Origin of the sequence: Polaromonas vacuolata, from assembly GCF_012584515.1 — a bacterium.
Classification (GTDB): domain Bacteria; phylum Pseudomonadota; class Gammaproteobacteria; order Burkholderiales; family Burkholderiaceae_C; genus Polaromonas; species Polaromonas vacuolata.
The window spans coordinates 594,771-618,744 of the sequence record NZ_CP051461.1 but is presented as its reverse complement, the minus strand read 5'-3'; the positions used below and the strand labels follow the sequence as shown (position 1 = coordinate 618,744).

The 23,974-nt window shown below is 52.8% G+C and carries 19 protein-coding genes; 4 read left to right on the top strand and 15 right to left on the bottom strand.

Annotated elements, in window-relative coordinates:
* Positions 1 to 41: 41 nt before the first annotated feature.
* The 15 genes from HC248_RS02970 to apbC all read right to left on the bottom strand — a co-directional run bounded on the left by HC248_RS02970 (position 42) and on the right by apbC (position 19,064).
* A complete protein-coding gene (locus HC248_RS02970) occupies positions 42 to 953 on the bottom strand; it encodes a formate dehydrogenase accessory sulfurtransferase FdhD (protein WP_168921202.1) in 912 nt (303 codons plus the stop codon).
* Positions 954 to 1,016: 63 nt separating this feature from the next.
* A complete protein-coding gene (locus HC248_RS02965) occupies positions 1,017 to 1,397 on the bottom strand; it encodes a hypothetical protein (RefSeq protein WP_168921201.1) in 381 nt (126 codons plus the stop codon).
* 49 nt (positions 1,398 to 1,446) lie between these two features.
* On the bottom strand, positions 1,447 to 2,634 hold the full coding sequence (locus tag HC248_RS02960) for a formate dehydrogenase subunit gamma (RefSeq protein ID WP_168921200.1): 1,188 nt from the start codon (positions 2,632 to 2,634) through the stop codon (positions 1,447 to 1,449).
* A gap of 14 nt (positions 2,635 to 2,648) precedes the next feature.
* Positions 2,649 to 2,888, bottom strand: a complete 240-nt coding sequence (locus tag HC248_RS02955) for a hypothetical protein (protein WP_168921199.1) — start codon at positions 2,886 to 2,888, stop codon at positions 2,649 to 2,651.
* The gene (gene fdh3B, locus HC248_RS02950; RefSeq protein WP_168921198.1) at positions 2,885 to 3,505 is read right to left on the bottom strand and encodes a formate dehydrogenase FDH3 subunit beta; all 621 of its coding nucleotides are present in this window, start codon (positions 3,503 to 3,505) and stop codon (positions 2,885 to 2,887) included. The genes HC248_RS02955 and fdh3B overlap by 4 nt, the downstream gene beginning before the upstream one ends.
* A gap of 89 nt (positions 3,506 to 3,594) precedes the next feature.
* Positions 3,595 to 6,582, bottom strand: a complete 2,988-nt coding sequence (locus HC248_RS02945; protein WP_168921197.1) for a formate dehydrogenase subunit alpha — start codon at positions 6,580 to 6,582, stop codon at positions 3,595 to 3,597.
* Between the two features lie 70 nt (positions 6,583 to 6,652).
* Entirely contained in the window at positions 6,653 to 6,856 is a 204-nt protein-coding gene (locus tag HC248_RS02940; protein WP_168921196.1) for a formate dehydrogenase, read from the bottom strand.
* 170 nt (positions 6,857 to 7,026) lie between these two features.
* Positions 7,027 to 7,647 (bottom strand): TorD/DmsD family molecular chaperone, encoded by a 621-nt coding sequence (locus HC248_RS02935; protein ID WP_168921195.1) that lies wholly within the window; start codon positions 7,645 to 7,647, stop codon positions 7,027 to 7,029.
* 2 nt (positions 7,648 to 7,649) lie between these two features.
* Positions 7,650 to 9,785 (bottom strand): 4Fe-4S binding protein, encoded by a 2,136-nt coding sequence (locus HC248_RS02930; protein ID WP_238342702.1) that lies wholly within the window; start codon positions 9,783 to 9,785, stop codon positions 7,650 to 7,652.
* On the bottom strand, positions 9,715 to 10,518 hold the full coding sequence (locus HC248_RS02925) for a DUF3306 domain-containing protein (RefSeq protein WP_168921194.1): 804 nt from the start codon (positions 10,516 to 10,518) through the stop codon (positions 9,715 to 9,717). Before HC248_RS02925 ends, HC248_RS02930 begins: the two co-directional genes overlap by 71 nt.
* Entirely contained in the window at positions 10,511 to 11,098 is a 588-nt protein-coding gene (locus HC248_RS02920; protein ID WP_238342701.1) for a DUF3305 domain-containing protein, read from the bottom strand. The genes HC248_RS02925 and HC248_RS02920 overlap by 8 nt, the downstream gene beginning before the upstream one ends.
* A gap of 224 nt (positions 11,099 to 11,322) precedes the next feature.
* Positions 11,323 to 14,241, bottom strand: a complete 2,919-nt coding sequence (fdhF, locus tag HC248_RS02915) for a formate dehydrogenase subunit alpha (protein WP_168921193.1) — start codon at positions 14,239 to 14,241, stop codon at positions 11,323 to 11,325.
* A complete protein-coding gene (locus tag HC248_RS02910; protein WP_168921192.1) occupies positions 14,238 to 16,049 on the bottom strand; it encodes an NADH-ubiquinone oxidoreductase-F iron-sulfur binding region domain-containing protein in 1,812 nt (603 codons plus the stop codon). Before HC248_RS02910 ends, fdhF begins: the two co-directional genes overlap by 4 nt.
* 87 nt (positions 16,050 to 16,136) lie before the next feature.
* The gene (locus HC248_RS02905) at positions 16,137 to 17,765 is read right to left on the bottom strand and encodes an OFA family MFS transporter (protein ID WP_168921191.1); all 1,629 of its coding nucleotides are present in this window, start codon (positions 17,763 to 17,765) and stop codon (positions 16,137 to 16,139) included.
* Positions 17,766 to 17,972: 207 nt separating this feature from the next.
* Complete coding sequence (apbC, locus tag HC248_RS02900) at positions 17,973 to 19,064, bottom strand: iron-sulfur cluster carrier protein ApbC (protein WP_168923633.1); 1,092 nt, start codon at positions 19,062 to 19,064, stop codon at positions 17,973 to 17,975.
* A gap of 259 nt (positions 19,065 to 19,323) precedes the next feature.
* On the opposite strand from apbC, the gene metG reads away from it, so the two are divergent.
* From metG to panB, 4 genes are all read left to right on the top strand, one after another.
* Entirely contained in the window at positions 19,324 to 21,438 is a 2,115-nt protein-coding gene (metG, locus tag HC248_RS02895; protein WP_168921190.1) for a methionine--tRNA ligase, read from the top strand.
* A gap of 148 nt (positions 21,439 to 21,586) precedes the next feature.
* Positions 21,587 to 21,817, top strand: coding sequence for a DUF3460 family protein (locus tag HC248_RS02890; protein ID WP_168921189.1), 231 nt, complete (start codon positions 21,587 to 21,589; stop codon positions 21,815 to 21,817).
* 140 nt (positions 21,818 to 21,957) lie between these two features.
* Positions 21,958 to 22,791 carry a segregation and condensation protein A gene (locus HC248_RS02885; RefSeq protein ID WP_238342778.1) on the top strand — a complete coding sequence of 278 codons (834 nt, stop codon included), beginning with the start codon at positions 21,958 to 21,960 and terminating at the stop codon, positions 22,789 to 22,791.
* A gap of 151 nt (positions 22,792 to 22,942) precedes the next feature.
* The gene (gene panB / locus HC248_RS02880) at positions 22,943 to 23,863 is read left to right on the top strand and encodes a 3-methyl-2-oxobutanoate hydroxymethyltransferase (protein WP_168921187.1); all 921 of its coding nucleotides are present in this window, start codon (positions 22,943 to 22,945) and stop codon (positions 23,861 to 23,863) included.
* Positions 23,864 to 23,974: the final 111 nt, after the last annotated feature.

The window sequence follows — 23,974 nt, the reverse complement described above, 5'->3', positions numbered from 1 at the left end:
ACAAAGCTGTATGGGTAGACCAACAGCCAAGCATCACAAAACTAGTCGCGTATCGGCTTGTTGCCTGCCAGCGCAGGCTCTAGTTGCAATCTAGCGCGCTGGCTATAGCAAACAAAGTGTTTATTGGTAGCTCGGCCAATCGCGCACAATCCGACCAGCTCAGCGACCTGATGACCCATTTGCGTGATGCCGCTGCGGGACACCACAATTGGCACGCCCATCTGGGCTGACTTAATCACCATCTCGCTGGTTAAGCGGCCGGTGGTGTAGAAGATTTTGTCAGCGGAAAGAACCGCTTCATCGTTCTGCATGGCGAGCCAACCAGCCAGTGTGTCGATGGCATTGTGACGACCCACATCTTCAATAAACAGCAGCATGGAGGGCTCGCCGCCTAGCATCGCAAACAGAGCGCAGGCATGCACCGAGCCAGCCGATTTATAGGTGCTCTCTTTTAAGCGAATGGTGTTGACCAAGGCATACAGCTGGGCTTGGCTAATGCTGGCGTCTAGTGGCAAACGGATTTGATCGACCTCGTCCATTAACCCACCAAACATGCTGCCTTGGCCGCAACCTGTGGTGACAACGCGCTTGGCTGTTTTTTCTTCCAAGTCGGCAATCCCGCCATGGGTCTTGACAGCGGCAACGCCGACATCCCAATCGACAGTGATGGATTCGACGTCAAACGCAGATGCAATTAAACGCTGGTTACGCAAATAACCTAAAACCAATAATTCAGGGTGAGCACCCAAGGTCATCAGAGTGACTAACTCGCGCTTGTCAACATAAACCGTCAGGGGACGTTCAGCGGGGATATTGATGGAGAGAGATTCACCGTACTCGTTGACGGCATGAATAGCACAAGTCAGGGGAGCAGTGGCCTGAGTCAGGTGCGGCAGCGAGGGCTGCAATAGAGTCGTGGGGGACGTGGGGGACGTGAGAGATGTGGAAGACATGACAGGCAGATTAACGTAAAAATTAATCTGCCTGCGCTGACTAGACAAGAAAGCTGAACTAAATCAGGACTTTTTGACAGGTGTTGGAACAGCTGGCTTCACAGCCGGCGTTGCTGGCCTGACAGCCGTACCGGCAGACGAGTGCGCACCAGCAGCTTCTAGCGTTAACGGCTTAACCGGTGGCGTATAGACGAAAGGACCGGGATCGGTACAAGCACCGGCATCCGTTGGCGTCATGCCTTTGCCTTGAGCGGATTTGAGATAAGTTGCAGCGGTTTTGTTTTGCGACTTGCAAAGCAAGAAAGCATCCGCCTTACCGGTCCAACTGGCCTTTGCTGCTGCTGCTGCCGCTTTGTCTACTGCTTCAGCATTAGGTGCAGGAAGCTTAGCCAAAACAGTCGAAGCAGCGCAAACAAAGCTGAGCGCAAAAATGATTTTTTTCATGAGTGGAACTTCTTAGGAACTTTTTTAAAAACTTTTTGAGCTTTAGGCATTACGCCTGTGGGCTGGACTTTAACGGCACTGCAGCAGTCTTTTCGGACGGCAGCTTGCTGCGCTGTGCGGGAATACGACCGGCCTTGACGTCATCAAACCAAGTAGCGTGATGCTCTTTAGCCCATGTCTCGTCAACATAACCTGAACGCATGCCTTTGTAAGCGCCTTGCATACCAATCGTGCCGAGATAAATGTGAGCAGTAAACATGCACATCATCAAGACAGTAGCGATTAGGTGAATCATGTTTGCAATTTGCATAGTGGCACGCTCATAGACTAGGAAAGGCAAGATTTTGTCCAGAACGAATCCGGATGAAATCACTACCAGGCCGAGAAAAGTCACTCCGCTCCAAAAAACTATTTTTTCACCTGCGTTGAAACGCTGGGATGCAGGCTCTTCACCACCAAACATACCACCGCCTTTAAGCAGCCAGTTCAAGTCGGCTTTTTCTGGAATGTTGTCGCGCACGAAAGTCACAAACACAATCACCAAGGACACGGCAAACACCGGACCGGCAAAGTTGTGCATGGTTTTAAGCAGCCACGTGATCCAACCAAATACAGCACCACCCAGAATCGGCAACAAAAAGAATTTGCCAAACGCCATGAAGATACCGGACAGAGCTAAGGCAAGAAAGGCAATCGCATTAGACCAATGTGCAGCACGCTCAAACGGTGTGAAACGCTCAATTTTTCGGCCAGTGTCTTTACCATGCGTCATGATAGTGCCGCGACTAAAGAAGAAAATTGCCAATGCCAGCACGGTGATTCCCAGCAGCGCACTGCCATAAGGAATCAACCACTGATTGCGCACTTCACGCCAAGCACTACCCGCATTCGTCAAACGTGAACCTGGATACTGCACAAAGCGCTGTATCAAATTACCGGCTTCCGGTGCTTGTGAGACTGGCAGGCTGCTAAGCCCAGTGATGCCGCCGCCTTCTTGACGCCAGATAGGTGCGTTATTACCAGGCTGCACTTTATGACGCTCAGCATTGGTCTGGTTGGCGTAACCAGGCTCTTGACTCGCGTCAGGTCTGACCTGATAAATACTCTGACTCTGAATGCCACCAATAGTCGTGGCAAGCGGAGCAGCAGGTGTTGAAGGCGCGGCTGGCGCTTGTGCAAAAGCCAAGCCAGCAAAGCCCAAGGCGGCTATAAATACGACGTTACGAAAACTTTGCATAGGGCCTCCGGGCGTTATTTAGCCGTGATCATTTTGGTGTATTCGTTCTGGCTGTTCTGCATGCGAGCCTTCATAGCCGACTCCCAGCTTGTCTTATCACCAGGCGTCCAACCAGGGGCCATATTCGGGCTGTTAGGCGCACCTTCATAAGCCGCAACATCACCCTTGTAAGTGACTAAGGACTGCGGCTTTTCGCAGCCTGCCAGGCCAGCTGCAACGGCGATTGCAGCGGCTAGCATCAATGTTTTTTTCATGACTTAGCTCCCTGTGGTGGCTGACCTGCTTGCTTAGAGCCGTAAGCCGTACCCCAGCCCCAGACCTCTGCACCTTTGCCGCGCTGAACCACGCGTTGACGGAAGATGTCGGCAATCACGTCGCCATCACCACCGAGCAAAGCTTTGGTCGAACACATCTCGGCGCAGATTGGCAGCTTGCCTTCGGCCAAACGGTTACGACCATATTTTTCGAACTCTTCTTCGCTGCCATTAGCCTCTGGGCCACCAGCGCAGAAAGTGCATTTATCCATCTTGCCGCGCACACCGAAAGTACCGGTAGACGGGAACTGTGGCGCACCAAATGGGCAAGCGTAAGAGCAGTAACCGCAACCAATGCAAATGTCTTTGTCATGCAAAACCACACCTTCGTCGGTGCGGTAAAAACAGTTGACTGGGCACACTGCCATGCACGGTGCATCGCTGCAGTGCATGCAAGCTACAGAGATCGACTTCTCGCCGGCAACGCCATCATTGAGCGTGACGACGCGGCGACGATTCACGCCCCAAGGCACTTCGTGTTCGTTTTTGCAAGCGGTCACACAACCGTTGCACTCGATGCAACGCTCTGCGTCGCAAACAAATTTCATTCTGGCCATTTTATTATTCCTCGAAGAGCATTTTGATCATTTTTCCGCAGAGATTTCTCCGAGGAAAACCACCTCTTTCGAGGTGGCGGATTTCGGTTTTAGGCTTTTTCGAAATTACAGACCGAAGTCTTGGTTTCTTGCATCATGGTCACGGCGTCGTAACCGTAAGTAGTGCCAGTGTTAATCGCTTCGCCGCGCACGAGAGGCGCTGCGCCTTTCGGGTAGTACGCCAACATATCAGCGCCTTGCCAGTGACCAGAAAAGTGGAATGGCATGAAGACCGTGTCTGGACCGACGCGTTCTGTGACCATTGCCTGCACATTCAGACGCGCACCGGTTGGTGTGCTGACCCAAGCGCGATCGCCATTACGAATGCCTTTTTCGGCCGCTGACTTAGGGTTGATCTCAATGAACATTTCCTGTTGCAGCTCGGCCAGCCAAGGGTTGGAGCGAGTTTCCTCGCCGCCGCCTTCGTACTCAACCAAACGACCGGAAGTCATCACAAACGGGAACTTCTCGTGCACTTTGTCGGCCACGTTTTTGTCCTGCAAAGACTTGTACAAAGTCGGCAGACGCCAGAAAGTTTTCTTGTCTTCGTGGGTTGGGTACTTAGCAATCATGTCAGGACGGTTGCCATACAGTGGCTCGCGGTGCTGCGGAATCGCATCGGGGAAATTCCACACCACGGCACGGGCCTTGGCATTACCAAACGGATAGCAGCCATGGTTTTGCATGACAACGCGTTGAATACCGCCAGAGTTATCAGTCTTCCAGTTCTTGCCATCAGCAAGCGCTTTTTCTGAGTCAGTCAGCTCGTTCCACCAGCCGAGTTTTTTCATCAACAAGTGATCAAACTCAGGGTAGCCGGTAGTGATATCAGCGCCCTTTGAATGGGAACCGTCTTCAGCCAGCAGATTCACGCCGTCTTTTTCCACACCAAAGTTAGCGCGGAAATTACCGCCACCATCCATCACATGCCGTGATGTGTCGTAGAGGTTTGGCGTACCAGGATGCTTGAGCTCTGGCGTGCCATAACATGGCCATGGCAGACCGAAATAGTCGCCGGTTGTGTCGTAGCCGCTGAGCTTGTCTTTACCGCCTTTAGAGCGCAAGGTCTTAACGTCAAACAGGTGCATGCTGCGCATGTGAGCCTTCAGACGCTCTGGGCTTTGACCGGTGTAGCCAATGCTCCAGCAGCTCTTATTAATCTCGCGCAAGATGTCTTCTGGCACCGGCTCGTCCATGCCTTTGACTTTTTGCATCTTGACGTTTTTGACCAGCTCTTTAGCAAAGCCTAGCTTTTCAGCTAACTGATACATGATCATGTGATCGGTGCGGCTTTCCCACAACGGCTCAATGACTTTTTCACGCCACTGCAACGAACGGTTAGATGCCGTCACAGAGCCGGATGTTTCAAACTGCGTCGCAGCCGGCAACAGATAAACCGCACGATTCGGATTCAGATCTTCCGGCTTGCCTGGCATGGCGGCCATGGATGCTGTTGCAGATGGATAGGGATCGACCACTACCAACAAATCGAGCTTATCCATCGCACGCTTCATCTCCAGACCACGAGTCTGAGAGTTGGGTGAATGACCCCAGAAGAAGACGCCGCGCAAATTGGAATCTTGATCTATGAATTCATTTTTCTCGAGCACGCCATCAATCCAGCGTGACACGGTAATACCGGGCTTGCTCATCATGGCGGGCGATGCGTAACGGCCTTTGAGCCATTCAAAATCAACACCCCATGCTTTGGAGAAATGTTTCCACGAGCCTTCTGCAAGACCGTAGTAGCCTGGCAGCGAATCGGGATTAGGGCCGACGTCGGTAGCGCCCTGCACGTTGTCGTGTCCACGGAAAATATTTGTGCCGCCGCCCGACACACCGATGTTGCCCAGTGCCAACTGCAAAATGCAAGAGGCGCGAACAATCGCATTACCGGTGGTGTGCTGAGTCTGACCCATACACCAAACCACTGTTGATGGACGATTTTTAGCCATCATCTCAGCAGCCATGTAAACCCGTGCTTCTGGCACGCCGCAAGCTTCTTCAACTTTATCTGGCGTCCATTTGGCTAATACTTCGGCCTTGATCTTGTCCATTCCGTAGACACGATCGTTGATGTATTTTTTATCTTCCCAGCCGTTTTTGAAGATGTGATAAAGCATGCCAAAAAGGAAAGGAATGTCTGACCCAGAGCGCAGACGGATGTATTCATCGGCCTTGGCTGCGGTGCGCGTGAAACGCGGATCGACCACAATCATTTTGCAGCCAGTTTCTTTCGAATGCAGCATGTGCAACATGCTAACTGGATGGGCTTCTGCTGCGTTAGAGCCGATATACAGCGCGCACTTGCTGTTTTGCATATCGTTAAACGAATTCGTCATCGCGCCATAACCCCAGGTGTTGGCAACGCCAGCAACCGTGGTGGAGTGACAGATACGCGCCTGGTGATCGCAATTATTACTACCCCAGAAACTTGCCCATTTACGCAGCAGATACGACTGCTCGTTGTTGTGCTTAGATGAACCAACGATATAGACAGAGTCCGGACCGCTGGCTTTGCGCAAGTCCAGCATACGGCTGCTGATTTCGCTCAGCGCGGTTTCCCAGCTGATGCGTTCATATTTGCCGTTAATCAATTTCATCGGGTAACGCAGACGGTGTTCACCGTGGCCGTGCTCACGAAGAGCCGCACCCTTAGCGCAATGCGCGCCTAGATTAATCGGCGAATCAAACACTGGATTCTGGCGAACCCAAATACCGTTTTCTACAACCGCATCAACTGCACAGCCCACTGAGCAGTGGGTGCAAACAGTACGTTTGACTTGAATGTTGCGCGTAGAAGTGACTTCACCCGGTGTTGCAGCTTGCGCTTTTTTCACCAGAGAAAGTTGCGTTGCGGCCAAGCCAACGCCGATACCTAAACCAGAGCGACGCAAAAACAAGCGGCGGTCCATGGTGGGCAAGGCGTTGGACAAACCACGCGAGAGGCTTTGAACAAAACGTGAAGAAGCTTCGGTCGTCGGGCGACCAGTGGCAACATCACGCAGGATAGAAGGGGATTTTTTCGTGAGAAGCATGTGCTCTCCGTGAAGGATGATGGGGGCCGGAAACTAAAAAATGAGACGCGTAAAAAAGCGGCTGAAAATTTCAGAGGCGGGCGGTTTTGTAATAACTCTTAACATGCTCTGAGAGCCTGTAGCCGCCGCCGTTTTCAGGCGGTGCAATGACGGCTTCAACCTGAACTTCAGGCGTTGCCAGACGCGGCAAAGCGACTATCGCGGCCGCCGCAGCACCTGTGGCAGCAGCACCAAAAAAGAAACCCCTGCGTGAAGGTTTTTGCTGATCTTGCATATGTATCTCCAAACTATCGAATTCTAAAAAAAGGTGCCTATGCACAACATTACATACTCTACGTGAAAGTCAGTATTTTGACATGTTGTGAAGTCAATGTCCTACACATGAGTGAGGGAAAATACTAAGTGCACTTATCACCACACCGAATAAGTCAATATTATTAATTCTCAAACCAACATGTCAAAACCTTGCGCTTCAACCGCCACAAATACCTGCGTAAAAGCCGAAAGTTCGCGATAAAAACGAGCTTTCGGATGATTTATAACCGCTTCGCACATCATTGATACCCAAGACTGCACGTGACGTGAAAAGAATTCACGTTGTCGACTCAAATTTGCCACGGCCACATCGTCGCCAGCAATTAAATAACGCATGATTTCGCAGACATAAGCGATGTGATCTTCCGTCTCCGACATGGTGGTGTCGTCACGCCCGAGACCTAACTCAGCAATATCAGTGCGCAGTGCAGCGAGTGGTTTTTCATTTAGAAAACCGCTCAAGTAATGCGAGCCATACAGATAAACCTCGGGCTTACCCATGCCGCCAAACAGCGCGTTGTACTCCAGGGCAATATCTTCTTGACTGTAAGTACGGGCCGCAGCAATCAAGGCTGACCAACTGTCTTGCAACACTGCGCCTGGCGCGGGTGTTTCGGTGACTGCCACTTTTAAACTGGCATGCAACTCGGCACTTGGCGCGGCGTAAAACAGCGCCGACAACAAACCGTAGACTTCGGCGCGTGCGGTTTCTTCGTCGAGTGTGTCGCTGGAGATTTGAGCTTGGTTCATAGTCAGCGTATGTCCGTTATTTTGATTTCGTTATTAGCCGAATACAAATCGACAACGCGGCAGTCGCCGCACATTTTTAAGCGATCCGCAGCAGCGCCTTGAAACATCGCATGCCCTGCGAGTTTGCCAAGCATGGATTCAATCGCCATCAGCGTACCAAACGGTTTAGCGCAGCGGATGCAGTGATAGGGTTGGCTCTCGTTAAGCACTCTGGGCTGCTTGCGCTCTGGTGTGAGCAATAAACGCGGCACCAAAGTGATGGCGTTTTCAGGACAGGTGGTGGCGCACAAGCCGCACTGCACACAGTTTTTCTCAATGAATTTGAGCTGCGGCATTTCGGGATTGTCTTGCAGCGCAGATGCTGGGCAAGCACTCACACAGCTCAAGCAAAGTGTGCAGGTATCGCGGTTAACCAAGAGACTACCAAATGGCGAGCCTTTGGCCGGCAGCGCAATGGCTTCAGGCAAAGTGATTGGCGCTTGCGTCATGAAATGGTCTATCGCCATATCCAGCGTGCTGCGCTTTTCTTGCACCACGGCAAAGCGCGCAACGACGGCGGGAGTAACCGGACGTTTGGCAATTAAAGTTTGCAGTGCCGCATCTAAATTGGCTAATTGCGAAGCGCCAGTTGGCGCGCGCAGCAAATGAAAATGCACGCCGCTGTAACCCATTCCATTTAACAAAGTTTGCGCCACTTGCATTTGCTCTTCTAGCGCGGTGATGTAGTCAGGCGCTTCTTCGCCAGTCACCAACACCACCAATTGCTCAGCACCAAACGCAATCGCGCTCAGCCACAAATCAATACCCGCGCTGGCGCTATGCCACAAGGCCAGCGGAATCACATTGGCGGGCAGGCCACGCAAGGTTTTTTTCAGTTTGACAGAGCGGCCCAAGGCTTCTACTGCTTGCTGGCCTTCGGTCTGGCTGTGCAGTAACAACACGGCTTGCGTGCCGCCGGCTTTGGCATAAGTTGACAGCAGTGTTTTGACGCGAACGCCTTGTTCACTCACGCGCGGATAAGCATAGGTCAGCGCGCCGGTAGGACAAACCGTAGTGCAAGCACCGCAGCCAACGCAGAGATTCGGGTTCACCACAATTTGCTTATGGTGCTTGTCGCTGCTAATGGCTTGTGCCGAGCAGATGTCTATACAGGCCTTGCAGCCTACGCTCTCATTTCGGCTATGCGCGCAAATTTTAGATTTGTAATTAAAAAACTTAGGCTTTTCAAACTCGCCCACCATGTCGCGCAGTTTGAGCATTGTGGCGGGCAAGCCGCTAGACGCCAAACCGGCGCTGGCGTCAATCGCAAAATAGCCTTGCGGCGGCGCATGCAAGGTGAACAATGGTTTTTTACCAAGGTCTAACACCAAGTCAAAAGACTCTGTCATTAGCTTCGCTGGGCGAGAAAAATCTATCGCACCGGCGACCTTGCAAACGGCAACGCAGTCGCGGTTTGAATTGCATTTGTTAGCGTCGACTTGATAACTCAGATCGATCGCACCTTCAGGGCAAACCTCAACGCAAGCATTGCAGCGCGTGCACAGGTCGAGATCGATGGGATTGTCTTTACTCCAAGACGCCTCGAAAGCACCCAGCCAACCGTTGAGCTTTAAAGCACTACCGCCCAGCACTGGGTATTTACGCTCTTGTTCAGGAAAACCAATTTGCGCTGGCATGGACACGCCTTGCGCAAAAATAGTTATTTCAAGCGTATCGGACAGCAGCGCGGCCACTTGCTCAGCCTGATCTAACGCACCGACTATTAACAATCTGCCAGCGCTTTTGTAAGTCACCGTAGCAACCGGTTCAGCCTCGGGCAAGTGCGCAGCGGCTAAAAGTGCGGCCAGCTTGGGACTGGCTTTTGCAGCGTCCCGACTCCAGCCGCCGGTCTCGCGTATGTTCACAAAGCGAATCGGCGAAGTTGCGCCTTCCGTGCGCTGAGCCAGTTCGGTGAACAAACGCTTTTCTTGGGTGCAAGCCACGACAACTTCTTGTCCCGACCTTATCGCCGCCTGAAAGGCTGGTGCTTCGCGGCGGCATAGCGCCGAATGCAGCGTCAGGTTTTCATTAAGTGCCGTGCCCAAGCTTTTGGACTGTAGCGGCATGGTCTGGTTGCAATCGCAAATCAAGGTTGTCATGGTCTGTCTGGCTGGCATCGGGTTGACCGTGCTGGCTTGTTATCGGTTGAGCTGTGGTAGCTGGTGGTAGTGGTGTAGCGATTGCGCCAGATTCTGTACTTGCCGCCGTCGGGACAGCTGGTAGCGGGTCTAGATTGTCGTGCCTGTTTGGCAGCTCTGACGGTGTAGCCGGTGCAATTTTTTCAATTTCTTGATTCATAGCCGTTGGCTCTGAAGCGAGTGGCTTGGCGCTTTCTTCCTCGTCCGCAAAAAAATTGAGAAACTTTGTGCTGGCCAGCTGGCGCAGCATGGAAGCCGGCATGGGCGAGGTAATCGAGTAGTCGTCGATATAAATATCTAAACCATCCATCACATTGAAATGCGGATCGGTAAAAAGTTTTTTCATCGCGGCGTTGCGCACATCTGGCGTCACGCTGCGAGCCATGAAAGGTGTGTAGTCGGACTCGCGATTGAGTAGCTCAGCGTCTTGCAGCGTCAGTGGCTCGGGCTTTACAACCTCAACCGGCGCCACCGCTTCAGAGGCTTTTGACTTTTCATTAGTCGCGGTTTGGGCTGCAAGGTCAGCGGATTTTTTTCCGCTGGTTGCGGACACTGGAGCGACTGCAGTAATGACTTTTTGCGGCGCTTCAGGCGCGGGTTCCCGGCCTTGTCGCACATCATTTTTGCGTCTTGCCCAGCGGCCTAAAAAACCACTGCTAGCTTCGCTGTCTTGACTGGGATCGCGCTCAGCCACGACCACCACCGCCGCGAAACTTGTCCGTGCTCACGCGGGCAGGACTACCAAAACGGTCTTGCAATGATTTAAAACTTTGCGGCCGCTGACGGCGCTTGGGTTCTAGTACATGGTGTTGGGCTACAAAATCTTTCAACCAAAAAACGACCTCAGCAGGCGCTGCAACTTGCTCTACATTTTCTTGCGCATCTAGCCAACGACCAGCATCGTGATAACTTAACGTCACGATTTGCGGCACGGCCAAAGGCTCGTCGGCCAGCAAGGCTTCTTCTTCCATGCGCCAGACGACCCAAAAACAGGGATGATCAGTCGTCACATTCAGGTAGTAGCCTTCAGCGTCGCCCAAAGACAATTCGACTAAAAAATTGGGATGAAGCCAGCACTCTTGCTGCTCGTCTTTTATCAGCAAGCGAGGCTTGTCACCGAACGCGGCTTCATTCGGAACAACATCAGAAAGATTCCAACGCCAAGGTTGCCACTGGTTACCAATATATTCTCGGCGCATGACAACTGCTGCTCGCAGGCCAGGCCTGCGTACGTTGCTATCGGTATCGGGGGAGTGCATCAAAAACTCAGACATTTGCGCAGTGTAATGCCGTCAGACAAGACCGCATTCAAATGTGGGCAATCATTGAGTGGATTTGGCGGCAGAAAAAAGCGCCTTGCAGCACTGATAAAACTTGATGCGGCAGGCGGGCCTTGACGTTTGGCTCGCCTGCTTTTTCAATAACTATAAATTATTACGAAATCGAAAATTCTCGATCTTTACAACGTCACAAATATGCATACATATAAATATGCAAATTACGTCTCACGCCCATAACCGCCCAAAACAGCAGCCTGACCGCCACGCCGCAGCGATACTGCGCAGTATTTAAATTCAGGGATTTTCCCGTACGGATCAAGCGCTGAATTAGTCATTAAATTAGCCGCTGCCTCGTAATAGGCAAAAGGCATGAACACCGCGCCTTGCGGCGTACCGTCGTCGCGCCGCACATGAATAGCGACCTCGCCGCGGCGGGATGTAATCGTGATCACATCACCAGTCTCAAGACCGAAAGTCGCCATGTCCGCACCGCACAGCGAAGCTGTGGCAATCGGCTCTATCGCATCTAAGACGCTGGCGCGCCGCGTCATGCTGCCGGTGTGCCAATGCTCAAGTTGCCGGCCAGTAATCAGTACAAACGGAAAGTCTTGGTCTGGCCTTTCATCGGCTGGAATGATGTCGGCAGGGACTAAATTAACGCGCCCGTCCAGCGTGTCAAATCGGTCTATGAAAACCGTGGGTTGGCCGGGATCATCCGCACTCATACAGGGATAGGTCACGCTAGATTCGCGCTCTAATCGCTCCCAGCTAATGCCCGCAATCACACCGTGCATGGCTTGACGCATTTCTTCATACACCGCTGCTACGCCCTCGTTAGCACCGGCGTAATGCCAGTTCAAACCCATGCGCTGTGCGAGTTGCTGAATAATCCATAAATCAGGTTTGGCGCCTCCCGGCGGCAGCACGGCTTGGTGGCCCATTTGCAGCATACGGTCGGTGTTGCTGACAGTGCCGGTCTTTTCTGGCCAAGCAGTAGCGGGCAGCACGACGTCAGCTAACCAAGCGGTTTCGGTCATGAAAATATCTTGCACCACCAGATGTTCAAGACTGACCAATGCGTGGCGCGCATGATTCAGGTCGGGGTCACTCATGGCCGGATTTTCACCCATGATGTACATGCCGCGAATTTTGTGCGGATCGCTATCCGGCGCCAAAATTTTATGCATGATTTCGACCACCGTGTAGCCGGGTTTTTCGTCCAGCTTGGTATCCCAAAATTTCTCAAACCACTGGTGCGCAGACTTATTGTCCACGCGCTGGTAGTTAGGGAACATCATGGGAATTAAACCCGCATCGCTAGCGCCTTGCACATTGTTCTGACCCCGCAGCGGATGCAGACCTGAGCCGGGCTTGCCGATTTGACCGGTCACCGTGACCAGCGCAATCAGGCAGCGTGCGTTATCAGTGCCGTGCACGTGCTGGCTAATACCCATTCCCCAGAGCACCATCGCGCCCTTGGCCTTGGCGAACTCACGCGCCACTTCACGCAGAGTTTGCGCCGGTATGCCGCAAATCGGCGCCATGGCTTCGGGACTATAGGCTTTGACATTCTCACGCAGCGCTTCGTAATTACTAGCGCGTTTGGCAATGAAATCAACGTCAGCCAAACCTTCATCAATGATGGTGTGAATCAGTGCATTGAGCATGGCCACGTCAGTGTCAGCCTTGAATTGCAAAGCGCGCCAAGCATGTTTTCCAAGATCGGTCACGCGTGGGTCGGCGAGCACGATTTTCGCGCCGCGCTTGGCGGCGTTTTTCATCCAAGTTGCCGCCACTGGGTGGTTACCGGTGGGGTTGGAACCAATCACGAAAATCATCTCAGCATGCTCGACATCGTTGACCTGATTGCTCACCGCGCCAGAGCCCACGCCTTCAAGCAAGGCGGCAACGCTAGAAGCGTGGCACAACCGTGTGCAGTGGTCTACGTTATTGCTGCCAAAACCGGTACGCACCAATTTTTGGAATAGATAAGCTTCTTCATTACTGCCTTTGGCCGAACCAAAACCAGCCAATGTTTTTTTGCCGTGCGTGTCTCGCAAACCCGCCAACGTAGTGCCGGTCAGTGCCAAAGCTTCTTCCCAACTGGCTTCCCGAAACACGGCCGACCAGTCTGCGGTGTCACGGTTGAGATTGATTAAATCTTCTGGGTTTTTCCCCACACCGGCTTTGCGAATAAGGGGCCGCGTCAGTCGCTGCGGGCTGCTGGCATAGTCAAAACCGTAGCGACCTTTGACGCACAAGCGGCTGTGATTAGCCGGGCCATCGCGGCCATCGACGCCGACGATGATGTTGTCTTTGACCTTGTAAGTGAGCAAGCAGCCGACACCGCAAAACGGACAAACCGAGTCCACTTTTTTATCCACGATTTGACTGCCCACCAGCGTCTTGGGCATGAGCGCACCGGTAGGACACGCTTGCACGCATTCGCCGCAAGCGACGCAAGTGCTGTCCCCCATGTCGTCGCCCAAGTCGAACACAATCTCGCTGTGCGCGCCGCGCATGGCCATGCCAATCACGTCGTTAACTTGTTCTTCGCGGCAGGCACGCACACAGCGGTTGCATTGAATGCAAGCATCGAGATTAACCGCCATAGCCGGGTGTGAAAAATCGGCCTTGGGTTGCTCGCGGCGCAAGGCTTTGAGTTCGGGTCTCACCGTGACTGAAAGTTTGGCGGCCCAATCGCTTAGCTCGCCGTGTTGGCCGACAGCTGCATTTAGGTCTTGCTCGGCATTGTCGTCATTCCATTTATAGCCGACGTCAGGCATGTCAGAGAGCAGCATCTCCAACACCATTTTTTGACTTTTCAGCGCGCGCTCGCTACTGGTTTGCACCTTCATGCCGGTCGTCGGGTTGCGGCAGCAACTCGGCGCCAAAGTGCGCTCGCCATCGATCTCCACAACACATGAGCGGCAATTACCGTCGGCGCGGTAACCATCCTTGTAGCAAAGATGTGGGATATCGACACCGCTGCGTTTGGCGGCGTTGAAAATACTCTCGCCGTCAAAAGCAGTAATCGCGTTGCCATCCAGTGTGAAATGAATCGCTTGCGGTTTAATTGGCGGCAGCGCTTTTGCGCGCTGTGCGCTTGGCGAGGTGGTTTGTGCGGGCGCGTTCATAGCACTCCAATTTCATGCGGGAAATATTTTTGAATGCTGCGCACAGGGTTGGGCGCAGCCTGACCTAGGCCGCAGATGGACGCATCCACCATAACTTGGCTCAAGTCGTCTAGCGTGTCGTTATCCCACGCATCAGCTTGCATTAAGCGCGCCGCTTTGCTGGTGCCAACGCGGCAAGGCGTGCATTGGCCGCAGCTCTCGTGTTCGAAAAAACGCATCATATTGAGCGCGGCATCGCGGGCTTTGTCTTGATGGCCCAAAACAATAATAGCGGCCGAACCAATAAAGCAGCCATAAGGTTGCAGCGTGTCGAAGTCGAGCGGGATTTGATTCAGGCTGGCGGGCAAAATACCGCCCGACGCACCGCCGGGCAGATAGGCATAAAAATTGTGACCGTCTTGCATACCGCCGCAATATTCATCGACCAATTCTTGCACCGTAATACCAGCCGGCGCGAGCTTTACGCCTGGCTGCTTGACGCGTCCACTGACGCTGAAACTGCGCAAGCCTTTGCGGCCGTTGCGACCAAAACTGGAAAACCACTCTGGGCCTTTTTCCACAATATCGCGCACCCAATACAAAGTTTCAAAGTTGTGTTCTAGCGTGGGTAAACCAAACAAACCGACTTCAGCAATATACGGAGGCCGCATACGCGGCAATCCGCGTTTGCCTTCCAAACTTTCAATCATGGCCGACTCTTCACCGCAGATATAAGCGCCGGCGCCGCGGCGCAGTTCTATGCGCGGCAATTCACAAGGCGGATCAGCGCGCAGCAGTTCAAGCTCTTTTTCCAACATCGCGCGGCAGTCATGGTATTCATCGCGCAAATAGATGTAGCAAGTTCGAATGCCAACGACTTGCGCTGCAATTAACAAGCCTTCGAGAAAACGATGTGGGTCGCGCTCTAAGTAACTGCGGTCTTTAAAAGTGCCGGGCTCACCCTCGTCGATATTGACCGCCATCAGGCGCGGACCAGGGAAGGCCTGCACGATGCGCCATTTTCGGCCAGCTGGAAAACCCGCACCGCCTAAACCGCGCAAGCCTGAGTCTTCCATGGCTTTTAATACCGGGTCGCTGTCTTCCTCGCAGTTCACCAGTGCGGCGGCGATCGAGTAACCACCCGCCTCACGATAGGCTTGATACCCGACATAGTCTGCCGGGCCGCCATGGCTTGGTACGATCAAACTTTTTTCAGTGAAGTCAGAGGCAGAAAAATTAAGTTTCTCGCTTGATGCTGGCAAATTTTTATTTGGCTGTTTTATTTCGGCCATCACCAACTCGGGCGTGGCATATGCAATCACAGTTTGATGCACGGCAACGGCGGGCGCTTGATCGCAACGGCCAATGCAAGGCGCGGCAATAACACGCACATCAGGGTTGCCCAGCAAGACTGGCAAACGCGCCAGAATATTTTCTGCGCCAGCCATCTCACAAGGCAGACCGTTGCAAACGCGAACCGTTAGGCCTGGGGCTTTGGCATCGCCTTTGAGCACTTCAAAGTGATGGTAGAAAGTCGCCACCTCATAGACCTCGGCCATAGGGATATTCATCTCTTTTGCCAGCGCCACCAGATGTCTGTCGTGCAGACCGCGCCATGCGTCGTTGAGCAAATGCAAATACTCAATCAGCAAATCGCGCGGGTGTCCTTCGGCAGGCGCATCGCCTATCAAGTCGCGCACCTCACTGATTGAAACGTCGTCACTTTGCCGACCTTTAAGTTTGCTTTTTTGGCGAATACTTTTGCGTAAATCGTCGACTGTCGCAATCACGCTAAATGGGGATACAGCTTGGGGTTCAGGAGAAGTCATATGGGCCTGACATTGCAAGCTAGCACCCGTATGCCTAGCTTGCATTTAAAAAACAAAAAATAAAAATACCAATGCCCTGCTCTCGCCTCAAGCAAAGAATTTAGCAACACTTTGCAAGGTTCGGTAAACGCCCCAAGCTAGCGGTAGACCAACGGCCAACCAAGCCAAAACGACAAGAGAAGAACTAGTTGTATCTTGCCCGATTGAGTCACTGCCTGTGACTTGCGATGCAATGGCCTTTTCATGCGCCAGCCGTTTTTCGTGTGCCAGTTCTTCGTCCGACATAAACCACTTGGGGTTGAGTGGTCGCACCAGTGCGTTACAGATCAAACCCACAACCAGCAAGCCAGACAAAATAAACATGGTCTGGTTATAGACTTGCTCTCGCGGCAAACCCAGACCGATTTGATACTCGCGCATGTAGTTAACAATCACCGGGCCGAGAATGCCCGCCGTCGCCCAAGCGGTCAGCAAGCGGCCGTGAATAGCGCCCACCATTTGCGTGCCAAAGATATCCGCAAGATAAGCCGGTACGGTGGCAAAGCCGCCGCCGTACATACTCAAAATGACACAAAAAGCGGCGACGAATAAAACAATGCTGCCAGCCGCAGCGCTGCCCGGAATGCTGAAATACAAAGCACCGCCAAGCACAAAAAACACCACATAGGTGAGCTTGCGGCCTAGCTTGTCAGACAAACTGGCCCAGAAAAATCGTCCCCCAATATTGAATAAACTGAGCAGCGCTGTAAAGCCTGCGGCCACGGTTGCGATGGCGGCAAGCTGGCTTTTATCCAACGCGCCAAATTTCTGGTTCACACCAATTAAGGCGCCGCCAAAAACTTCTTGCAGCATGGGCGAAGCCATGCCGATCACGCCAATGCCGGCACTCACATTCATGCACAACACCATCCAGATCAGCCAAAACTGGGGAATGCCCCAGACCTTGCTGACATGCACGTGTTGCTGGGTAATCATGGCGTTGTCAGCTGCATCAGGGGCTGTCCAGCCTGCTGGTTTCCATCCCGTTTCAGGCACGCGGTAACCAAAAGCGCCGGCCATCATGAAGACAAAATAAAGCAAAGCCATAACCACAAAAGTCTGCACCACACCCACGCTAGTCGGGCTGGCAAAGTATTTCATCAGGTCAGCGGCTAAAGGTGAGCCAATCATGGCACCGCCGCCAAAGCCCATGATGGCCATGCCGGTAGCCATGCCGCGCTTATCCGGAAACCATTTAATCAAGGTAGATACCGGCGAGATATAGCCCAGTCCCAAACCAATACCGCCAATCACGCCAGAGCCCAACAGCATCAACCAGAACTGGTGCAGATAAACCCCGAGCGCCGAGACCAGCATGCCGCCACACCAGCAAAAAGCGGCAACTACACCGGCTTTGCGCGGTCCAGCGCGTTCAAGCCAACCGCCCCAAGTGGCCGCCGATGTGCCCAAGAGCACAAAAAACAAGGTGTACATCCAGCCCAACGTAGAGATTTTCCAGTCGCAACCAGTGCTAAAAAGTTCTTGGAAAAAACCTATGTCAGGGCCGCATTTAATCGCGTCTTTAACGCCTAGCGCTTTGGACAGCGGTAGCCAAAAAACTGAGAATCCATACGCCATGCCTATGCATAAATGAATCGCTAACGCCGCCGGTGGCACCAGCCAGCGGTTAAAGCCGGGCCCGGCAATGATGTGTTCTTTATCCAAAATTCCTGACATAGATGTCTCCTTTTTTTTGTTGGATCATCATCTATGAAAAAGAATTGTTTGTGTAAGAACATTCAAGACAAAACCGAATCAAACTAAATTAATTCAAAAAAATCTAAAGAAGTAATTTTAAAGTTTTACAAAAAAAAATTTAGGCAAAAAAATTAGCCGATAACGACTAATTTTTAATGGCTAGTTTTTAAGAACTAAAAATATGTCTTATGTATTTTTAGAAATCGTGATGCTAGGAAATTTAGCTGAAAAATCTTTGGCTTTTGCCGCCACAGTAATGGCTAATTTGCGCGCCACAGCTTTGTAAATTGCCGCAATGCTGCCGTCTGGATCGGCCACCACAGTCGGCCGACCGTTGTCGGCGTTGAGTCGAATTTGCATATCTAATGGCAGCGCACCTAGGTGATCCATGTTGTATTCAGCGGCCATATTTTTACCGCCGTCTGCGCCAAAAATATGCTCTGTGTGACCACACTTAGAGCACACGTGGACCGCCATATTCTCAACAATGCCCAGAATCGGAACACCGACTTTTTCGAACATCTTGATGCCTTTTCTGGCGTCAAGCAGCGCGATGTCTTGCGGCGTGGTGACGATCACCGCACCGGTCAGCGGCACGCGCTGGCTCAGGGTGAGTTGAATGTCTCCGGTGCCTGGCGGCATGTCGACGATCAGGTAGTCCAAATCTTTCCAATTGGTCTGGCGCAGCAATTGCTCTAGCGCTTGAGTGGCCATCGGGCCGCGCCAAATCATGGCTTCGTCTTGAGCCACCAAAAAGCCTATCGACATCACTTGAATGCCGTAGTTCTCCATCGGCTCCATGTTCTTGCCGTCCACGCTTTCGGGTCGGCCTTCAATACCCATCATCATGGGCTGGCTAGGGCCGTAAATATCGGCGTCGAGTAAACCCACGCTAGCGCCCTCGGCAGCCAGTGCCAGTGCCAAATTAACCGCAGTGGTGCTTTTGCCCACGCCACCTTTGCCCGACGCAACGGCGATGATGTTTTTAACATTTGGCAGCAACTGCACGCCGCGCTGCACGCTGTGGCTGGCGATCTTAAAGCTCACATTGACAGAGACATTGCCGACGCCGGCGACGCCCTTAGCGGCCACGATAAGGCTTTGGCGAATCGCGGCTATTTGGCTTTTGGCGGGGTAGGCCAGCTCGACGTCAAACGACACATCAGCACCGGTGATTTGCAGGTTTTTTAACGCCCGGGTGCTGACAAAGTCTTTGCCGGTGTTGGGGTCTAGCACTGTTTGCAAGGCTTGCAAAACGATTGGTTGGTCTAAAGCCATTTTTTTATCTCCGAAAGTGGGGGTTGGGCCGAATAGTTTTCTAGGCGCGCTAGACCGGCTTTGCCAGCCTAAAGAGGCTTTTATCAAGGCCACAAGTGCTTTGAGAAGCACTCATGAAGTCAGTCATATAACAAGAATTTTAACGCCCAAAGCCCACCCGGAAAGGGTCTAGGGACATGCTTGCCGCAGCTGGCGCAGAGCTCGACTTAAAATCACCTCTCAAGATCCCTTCAAGCCATTCAGCCATAAAGCCCCACACATGTCCCAGCGTCGCCTGTTCGTCACTACCGCCCTGCCTTATGCCAATGGAAAATTCCATATCGGCCACATCATGGAATACATACAGGCCGACATCTGGGTGCGTTTCCAAAAAATGCAGGGCCATGCGGTGAACTTCGTCGGCGCCGACGATGCCCACGGCGCGCCCATCATGATTGCCGCTGAAAAAGCCGGCGTCACGCCGCAGCAGTTTGTGGCTGATATCGCCGCTGGTCGCAAGCCTTATTTAGATGGCTTTCACATTGCCTTTGATAACTGGCACTCCACCGATGGTCCAGAAAACCATGTCCTAGCCCAGCAAATTTACCGCGACTTAAAAAAAGCCGGGCTGATTGCCAGCAAAACCATTGAGCAGTTTTTCGATCCCGAAAAAAATATGTTCTTGCCGGATCGCTTTATCAAAGGCCAATGCCCGCGCTGCAATGCCAAAGACCAATATGGCGACAATTGCGAAGTCTGCGGCGCAGTCTATGCGCCCACCGATTTGATCAACCCGTATTCAGCGCTTACCGGTGCAGTGCCGGTGCTAAAAAGCTCAGAGCACTTTTTCTTCACCTTGTCAGACCCACGCTGCGTTGAGTTTTTACAAGCCTGGACACAAGACGGCAAACTGCAACCCGAAGTAGCCAACAAGGTCAAAGAATGGTTCTCGGTGCGCAGCAACCAAGATGGCAGCAGCTCTGAAGGCTTGGGCGACTGGGACATTAGCCGCGATGCGCCCTACTTTGGGATTGAAATCCCCGATGCACCGGGTAAGTATTTTTATGTCTGGCTGGACGCGCCGGTGGGTTACTTGGCCTCGCTGAAAAACCTGCTCGACAAGCGCGGCGAGAGTTATGACGACTACATGGCCGACCCGGCGCTGGAGCAATACCACTTCATTGGCAAAGACATCGTCACTTTTCACACCTTGTTCTGGCCAGCGATGCTGCACTTTAGCGGCCGCAAGACACCGGACAACATCTTTGTGCACGGCTTTTTAACCGTTAACAACGGCGAGAAAATGAGCAAAAGCCGCGGTACTGGATTAGACCCGCTCAAATACTTAAGTCTGGGCATGAACCCCGAGTGGCTGCGCTACTACCTAGCGGCGAAACTCAACGCACGCAATGAAGACATAGACTTTAATGCCGACGACTTTATGGCCCGGGTTAACAGCGACCTGATTGGCAAATACGTCAACATCGCCAGCCGCGCAGCCGGTTTTATCGCCAAGCGTTTTGCCGGCAGTTTGGGTGAAGTCACTGGCGATGGCGCCGCTCTACTGGGCGAGTTACGCGCGCAGCAAGCCGCCATTGCTGACCTTTATGACAAGCGAGAATTTGCCAAAGCATTGCGCGAAACCATGCTGCTGACCGATCAAGTCAATGCCTACGTAGACCAGAACAAGCCGTGGGAGTTAGCCAAAAAAGCCGATATGGACGCACGCCTGCAAGACGTCTGCACGGTCTGCATAGAGGCTTTTCGCATACTCAGTATTTACCTAAAACCGGTGCTACCAGGCTTAGTCGAACAAGTCGAAGTATTTTTAAAAATTGCGCCGCTAACATTTGCACAAGCAAACACGCCTTTAGGCAATGGCCACCTGATTGGCGACTACAAGCACTTGATGCAGCGCGTCGATATCAAACAACTAGAAGCATTGTTTGAAACGCCCGCAGCGCTTGAAACTATTCCTGCCGCAGCAACTGCTCTGAATGCAGAGGTCGCCGAGGCGCAAGTCAACGCACTGCCCGGAGGCGAAGCCATAGCGCCGACCATCACGATTGACGACTTTGCCAAGATAGACCTGCGCATCGCAAAAATCGTCAACTGCGAAGCCGTTGCCGGCTCGGTCAAGCTACTGCGCTTGACGTTAGACGCCGGCGAAGGCCGGCTGCGCAATGTCTTTAGCGGCATTGCCAGCGTCTATAAACCCGAAGACTTGATTGGCAAGCACACCGTCATGGTGGCTAATTTAGCGCCGCGCAAAATGAAGTTTGGCATCAGTGAAGGCATGGTGCTGGCTGCCGGTCATGCGGATGAAAAAACCGATGCGGGGATTTATGTGCTCGAACCAGTCGCCGGCGCCCAGCCCGGAATGCGGGTGGGCTAAGACCATAAAGTCGTGCACTAAAAGATTCAAAAGCAATGTCTTTTGAATACTTTGAGTGCGAAACTCAGGCGTTAACAAACGATTCAACCCGGCGCAGGCCAGTGGCCGGTAAAATCATCCGATTATTTGTTTCAGGCAGACGCTACTCATGTCCCTATTTCGCCGTCCCGACTACACCTCAGAAGCCACGCAGTTCATTGAACAGCTAAAGGTCAACCGCCCCACCCTAGAGGCCGAGCAACGCGCTGGCCGCGCCTTGCTTTGGGACAAAGACCTGAGTCGCACCGAGCAAGCCCAATACAGCGAAGCACGCGTGGCGCAGCAAGCCTACGTCTACAGCAATAAAACGCCAGCCGTTGGCAAAAAACCCATTATCTAAATTAGTCCGACAAGACTAATTCGGCTTGGCCTTTTCAAGCTCACCCGCCCCACAGCAACCAACGGATTGAGCGCATGCCGATTTCTGTCAACCAGTCCCCGGCCCTGACGGACCAACTGCAAGCCGGCGCTGAGCTGGGCATGCCAGTGGTGGTCGACCAAGTCGCATTAGCCAGGCTGTATGGCGAGCCACTGTTTGCCATGCCGCGCGATCTCTACATTCCGCCGGACGCGCTACAAATTTTTCTAGAGGCCTTTGAAGGCCCACTGGACTTGTTGCTCTACCTGATACGCAAGCAAAACTTCAATATTCTCGACATTCCCATGGCCGCGATGACGCGCCAATACCTCAGCTATGTTGAGGAAATTCGCAGCACAAATTTAGAGCTAGCCGCCGAATATTTGCTCATGGCCGCCATGCTCATTGAGATCAAGTCGCGCATGCTGCTGCCGCCCAAAAAAGTCGCTGAAGGCGAAGAGGCGGAAGACCCGCGTGCCGAGCTGGTGCGCCGGTTGCTGGAATACGAGCAAATCAAACTAGCCTCGCAAAAACTGAATCAAATCCCGCAATTTGGCCGCGACTTTCTGCGCGCCCAAGTGCATATTGAGCAAGCGCTGCAGCCGCGTTTTCCCGACGTTGGGGTCGGTGACTTGCAGCAAGCTTGGAGCGACATCATCAAGCGCGCCAAGCTAGTTCAGCACCACGTGATCTCGCGCGAAGAGCTCTCGGTGCGCGAGCACATGAGCATAGTGCTGCGCAAACTGCAAGGCCGAAAGTTTCTTGAATTTGAACAACTGTTTGACACTTCGCGCGGCATGCCGGTGCTGGTGGTGACCTTTATCGCGCTGCTAGAGCTGTCTAAAGAAGGCTTGCTCGACGTGACCCAAGCCGAAGCCTTTGCACCTATTTACGTGCGCTTGGCCTACACGCCAACAACATTTTCAGAGCCCCCAAGTCAGATCACTGAGTCTTAAAGGCATTGCACTTAGCTTGGCGCAATACACTGCGGCTAAGCTCTTTGACACTTACATCTTGAGCACAAGTAAATCATCGACATCTCACAATTGGCCAAAAATACGTGCCTAATTTGTTTAGATTTCGCCTAACTTTTTGCATCGGAGCACTATGACCTCAACGTCCAGCATCGCACCAGAAAACACCCCATCCTCGCAAAATACGTCAGTTTCAGTAGCACCCTACGGCAGCCAACCAAACGCAAACGCACAGATTTCGCGCAAACCAATTAGCCTGCCGCGGCTGCGCGAGATGCATAAGCAAGCCGAAAAAATCACCATGCTCACCGCCTATGACGCGACTTTTGCAGCGGTTGCCGATGCAGCTGGCGTTGAGTGTCTGTTGGTTGGCGACTCCCTCGGCATGGTCTGCCAAGGCCTGAGCAGCACAGTAGGCGTGAGCTTAGAAACCATGCGCCACCACACTGAGTGCGTTGCCAACGGTTTGCGCCGCGCAAACGGCACGGCTTGGCTGATTGGCGACTTACCCTTTGGCAGCTATCACGAATCAAAAGAGCAGGCTTTGCGCAGCGCCGTAGTGCTGATGCAGGCTGGGGCTCACATGGTCAAACTTGAAGGCGGTGGATGGACCGAAGAGACGGTACGCTTTTTGGTCGAACGTGGCATTCCCGTCTGCGCCCACTTGGGCCTGACGCCGCAAACCGTGCACGCCTTGGGCGGCTACAGAGTACAAGGCAAAACCAATGAGTCAGCCAGCTTACTCAAGCGCCAAGCGGCCGCGTTGCAAGACGCCGGAGCCTCCATGCTGGTGCTAGAAATGGTGCCAGCAGATCTATCAGCAGCCCTTACCCAAGAGCTAGATCACTGCCCCACGATAGGCATAGGCGCGGGCAATGGCACGGCCGGTCAGGTGTTGGTGCTGCATGACATGTTGGGCATGAACTTAGGCAAAATGCCAAAGTTTGTGCATAACTTTATGCAGGACTCCGGCAGCATCAGTGGCGCCATGCAGGCCTATGTTGCAGCGGTTAAAAACGGCAGCTTTCCGAATAACGCAGCCCATGCTTGGTAAGCCGCAACGGCTAATGTTTTAGTGGTGATTTTCAACAAAAAAATTACGCCTGATAATTCAGCTTGGTTTTTGACAGCAAGCCTCACCCCTAGCGCTCTACACAGCGGACAC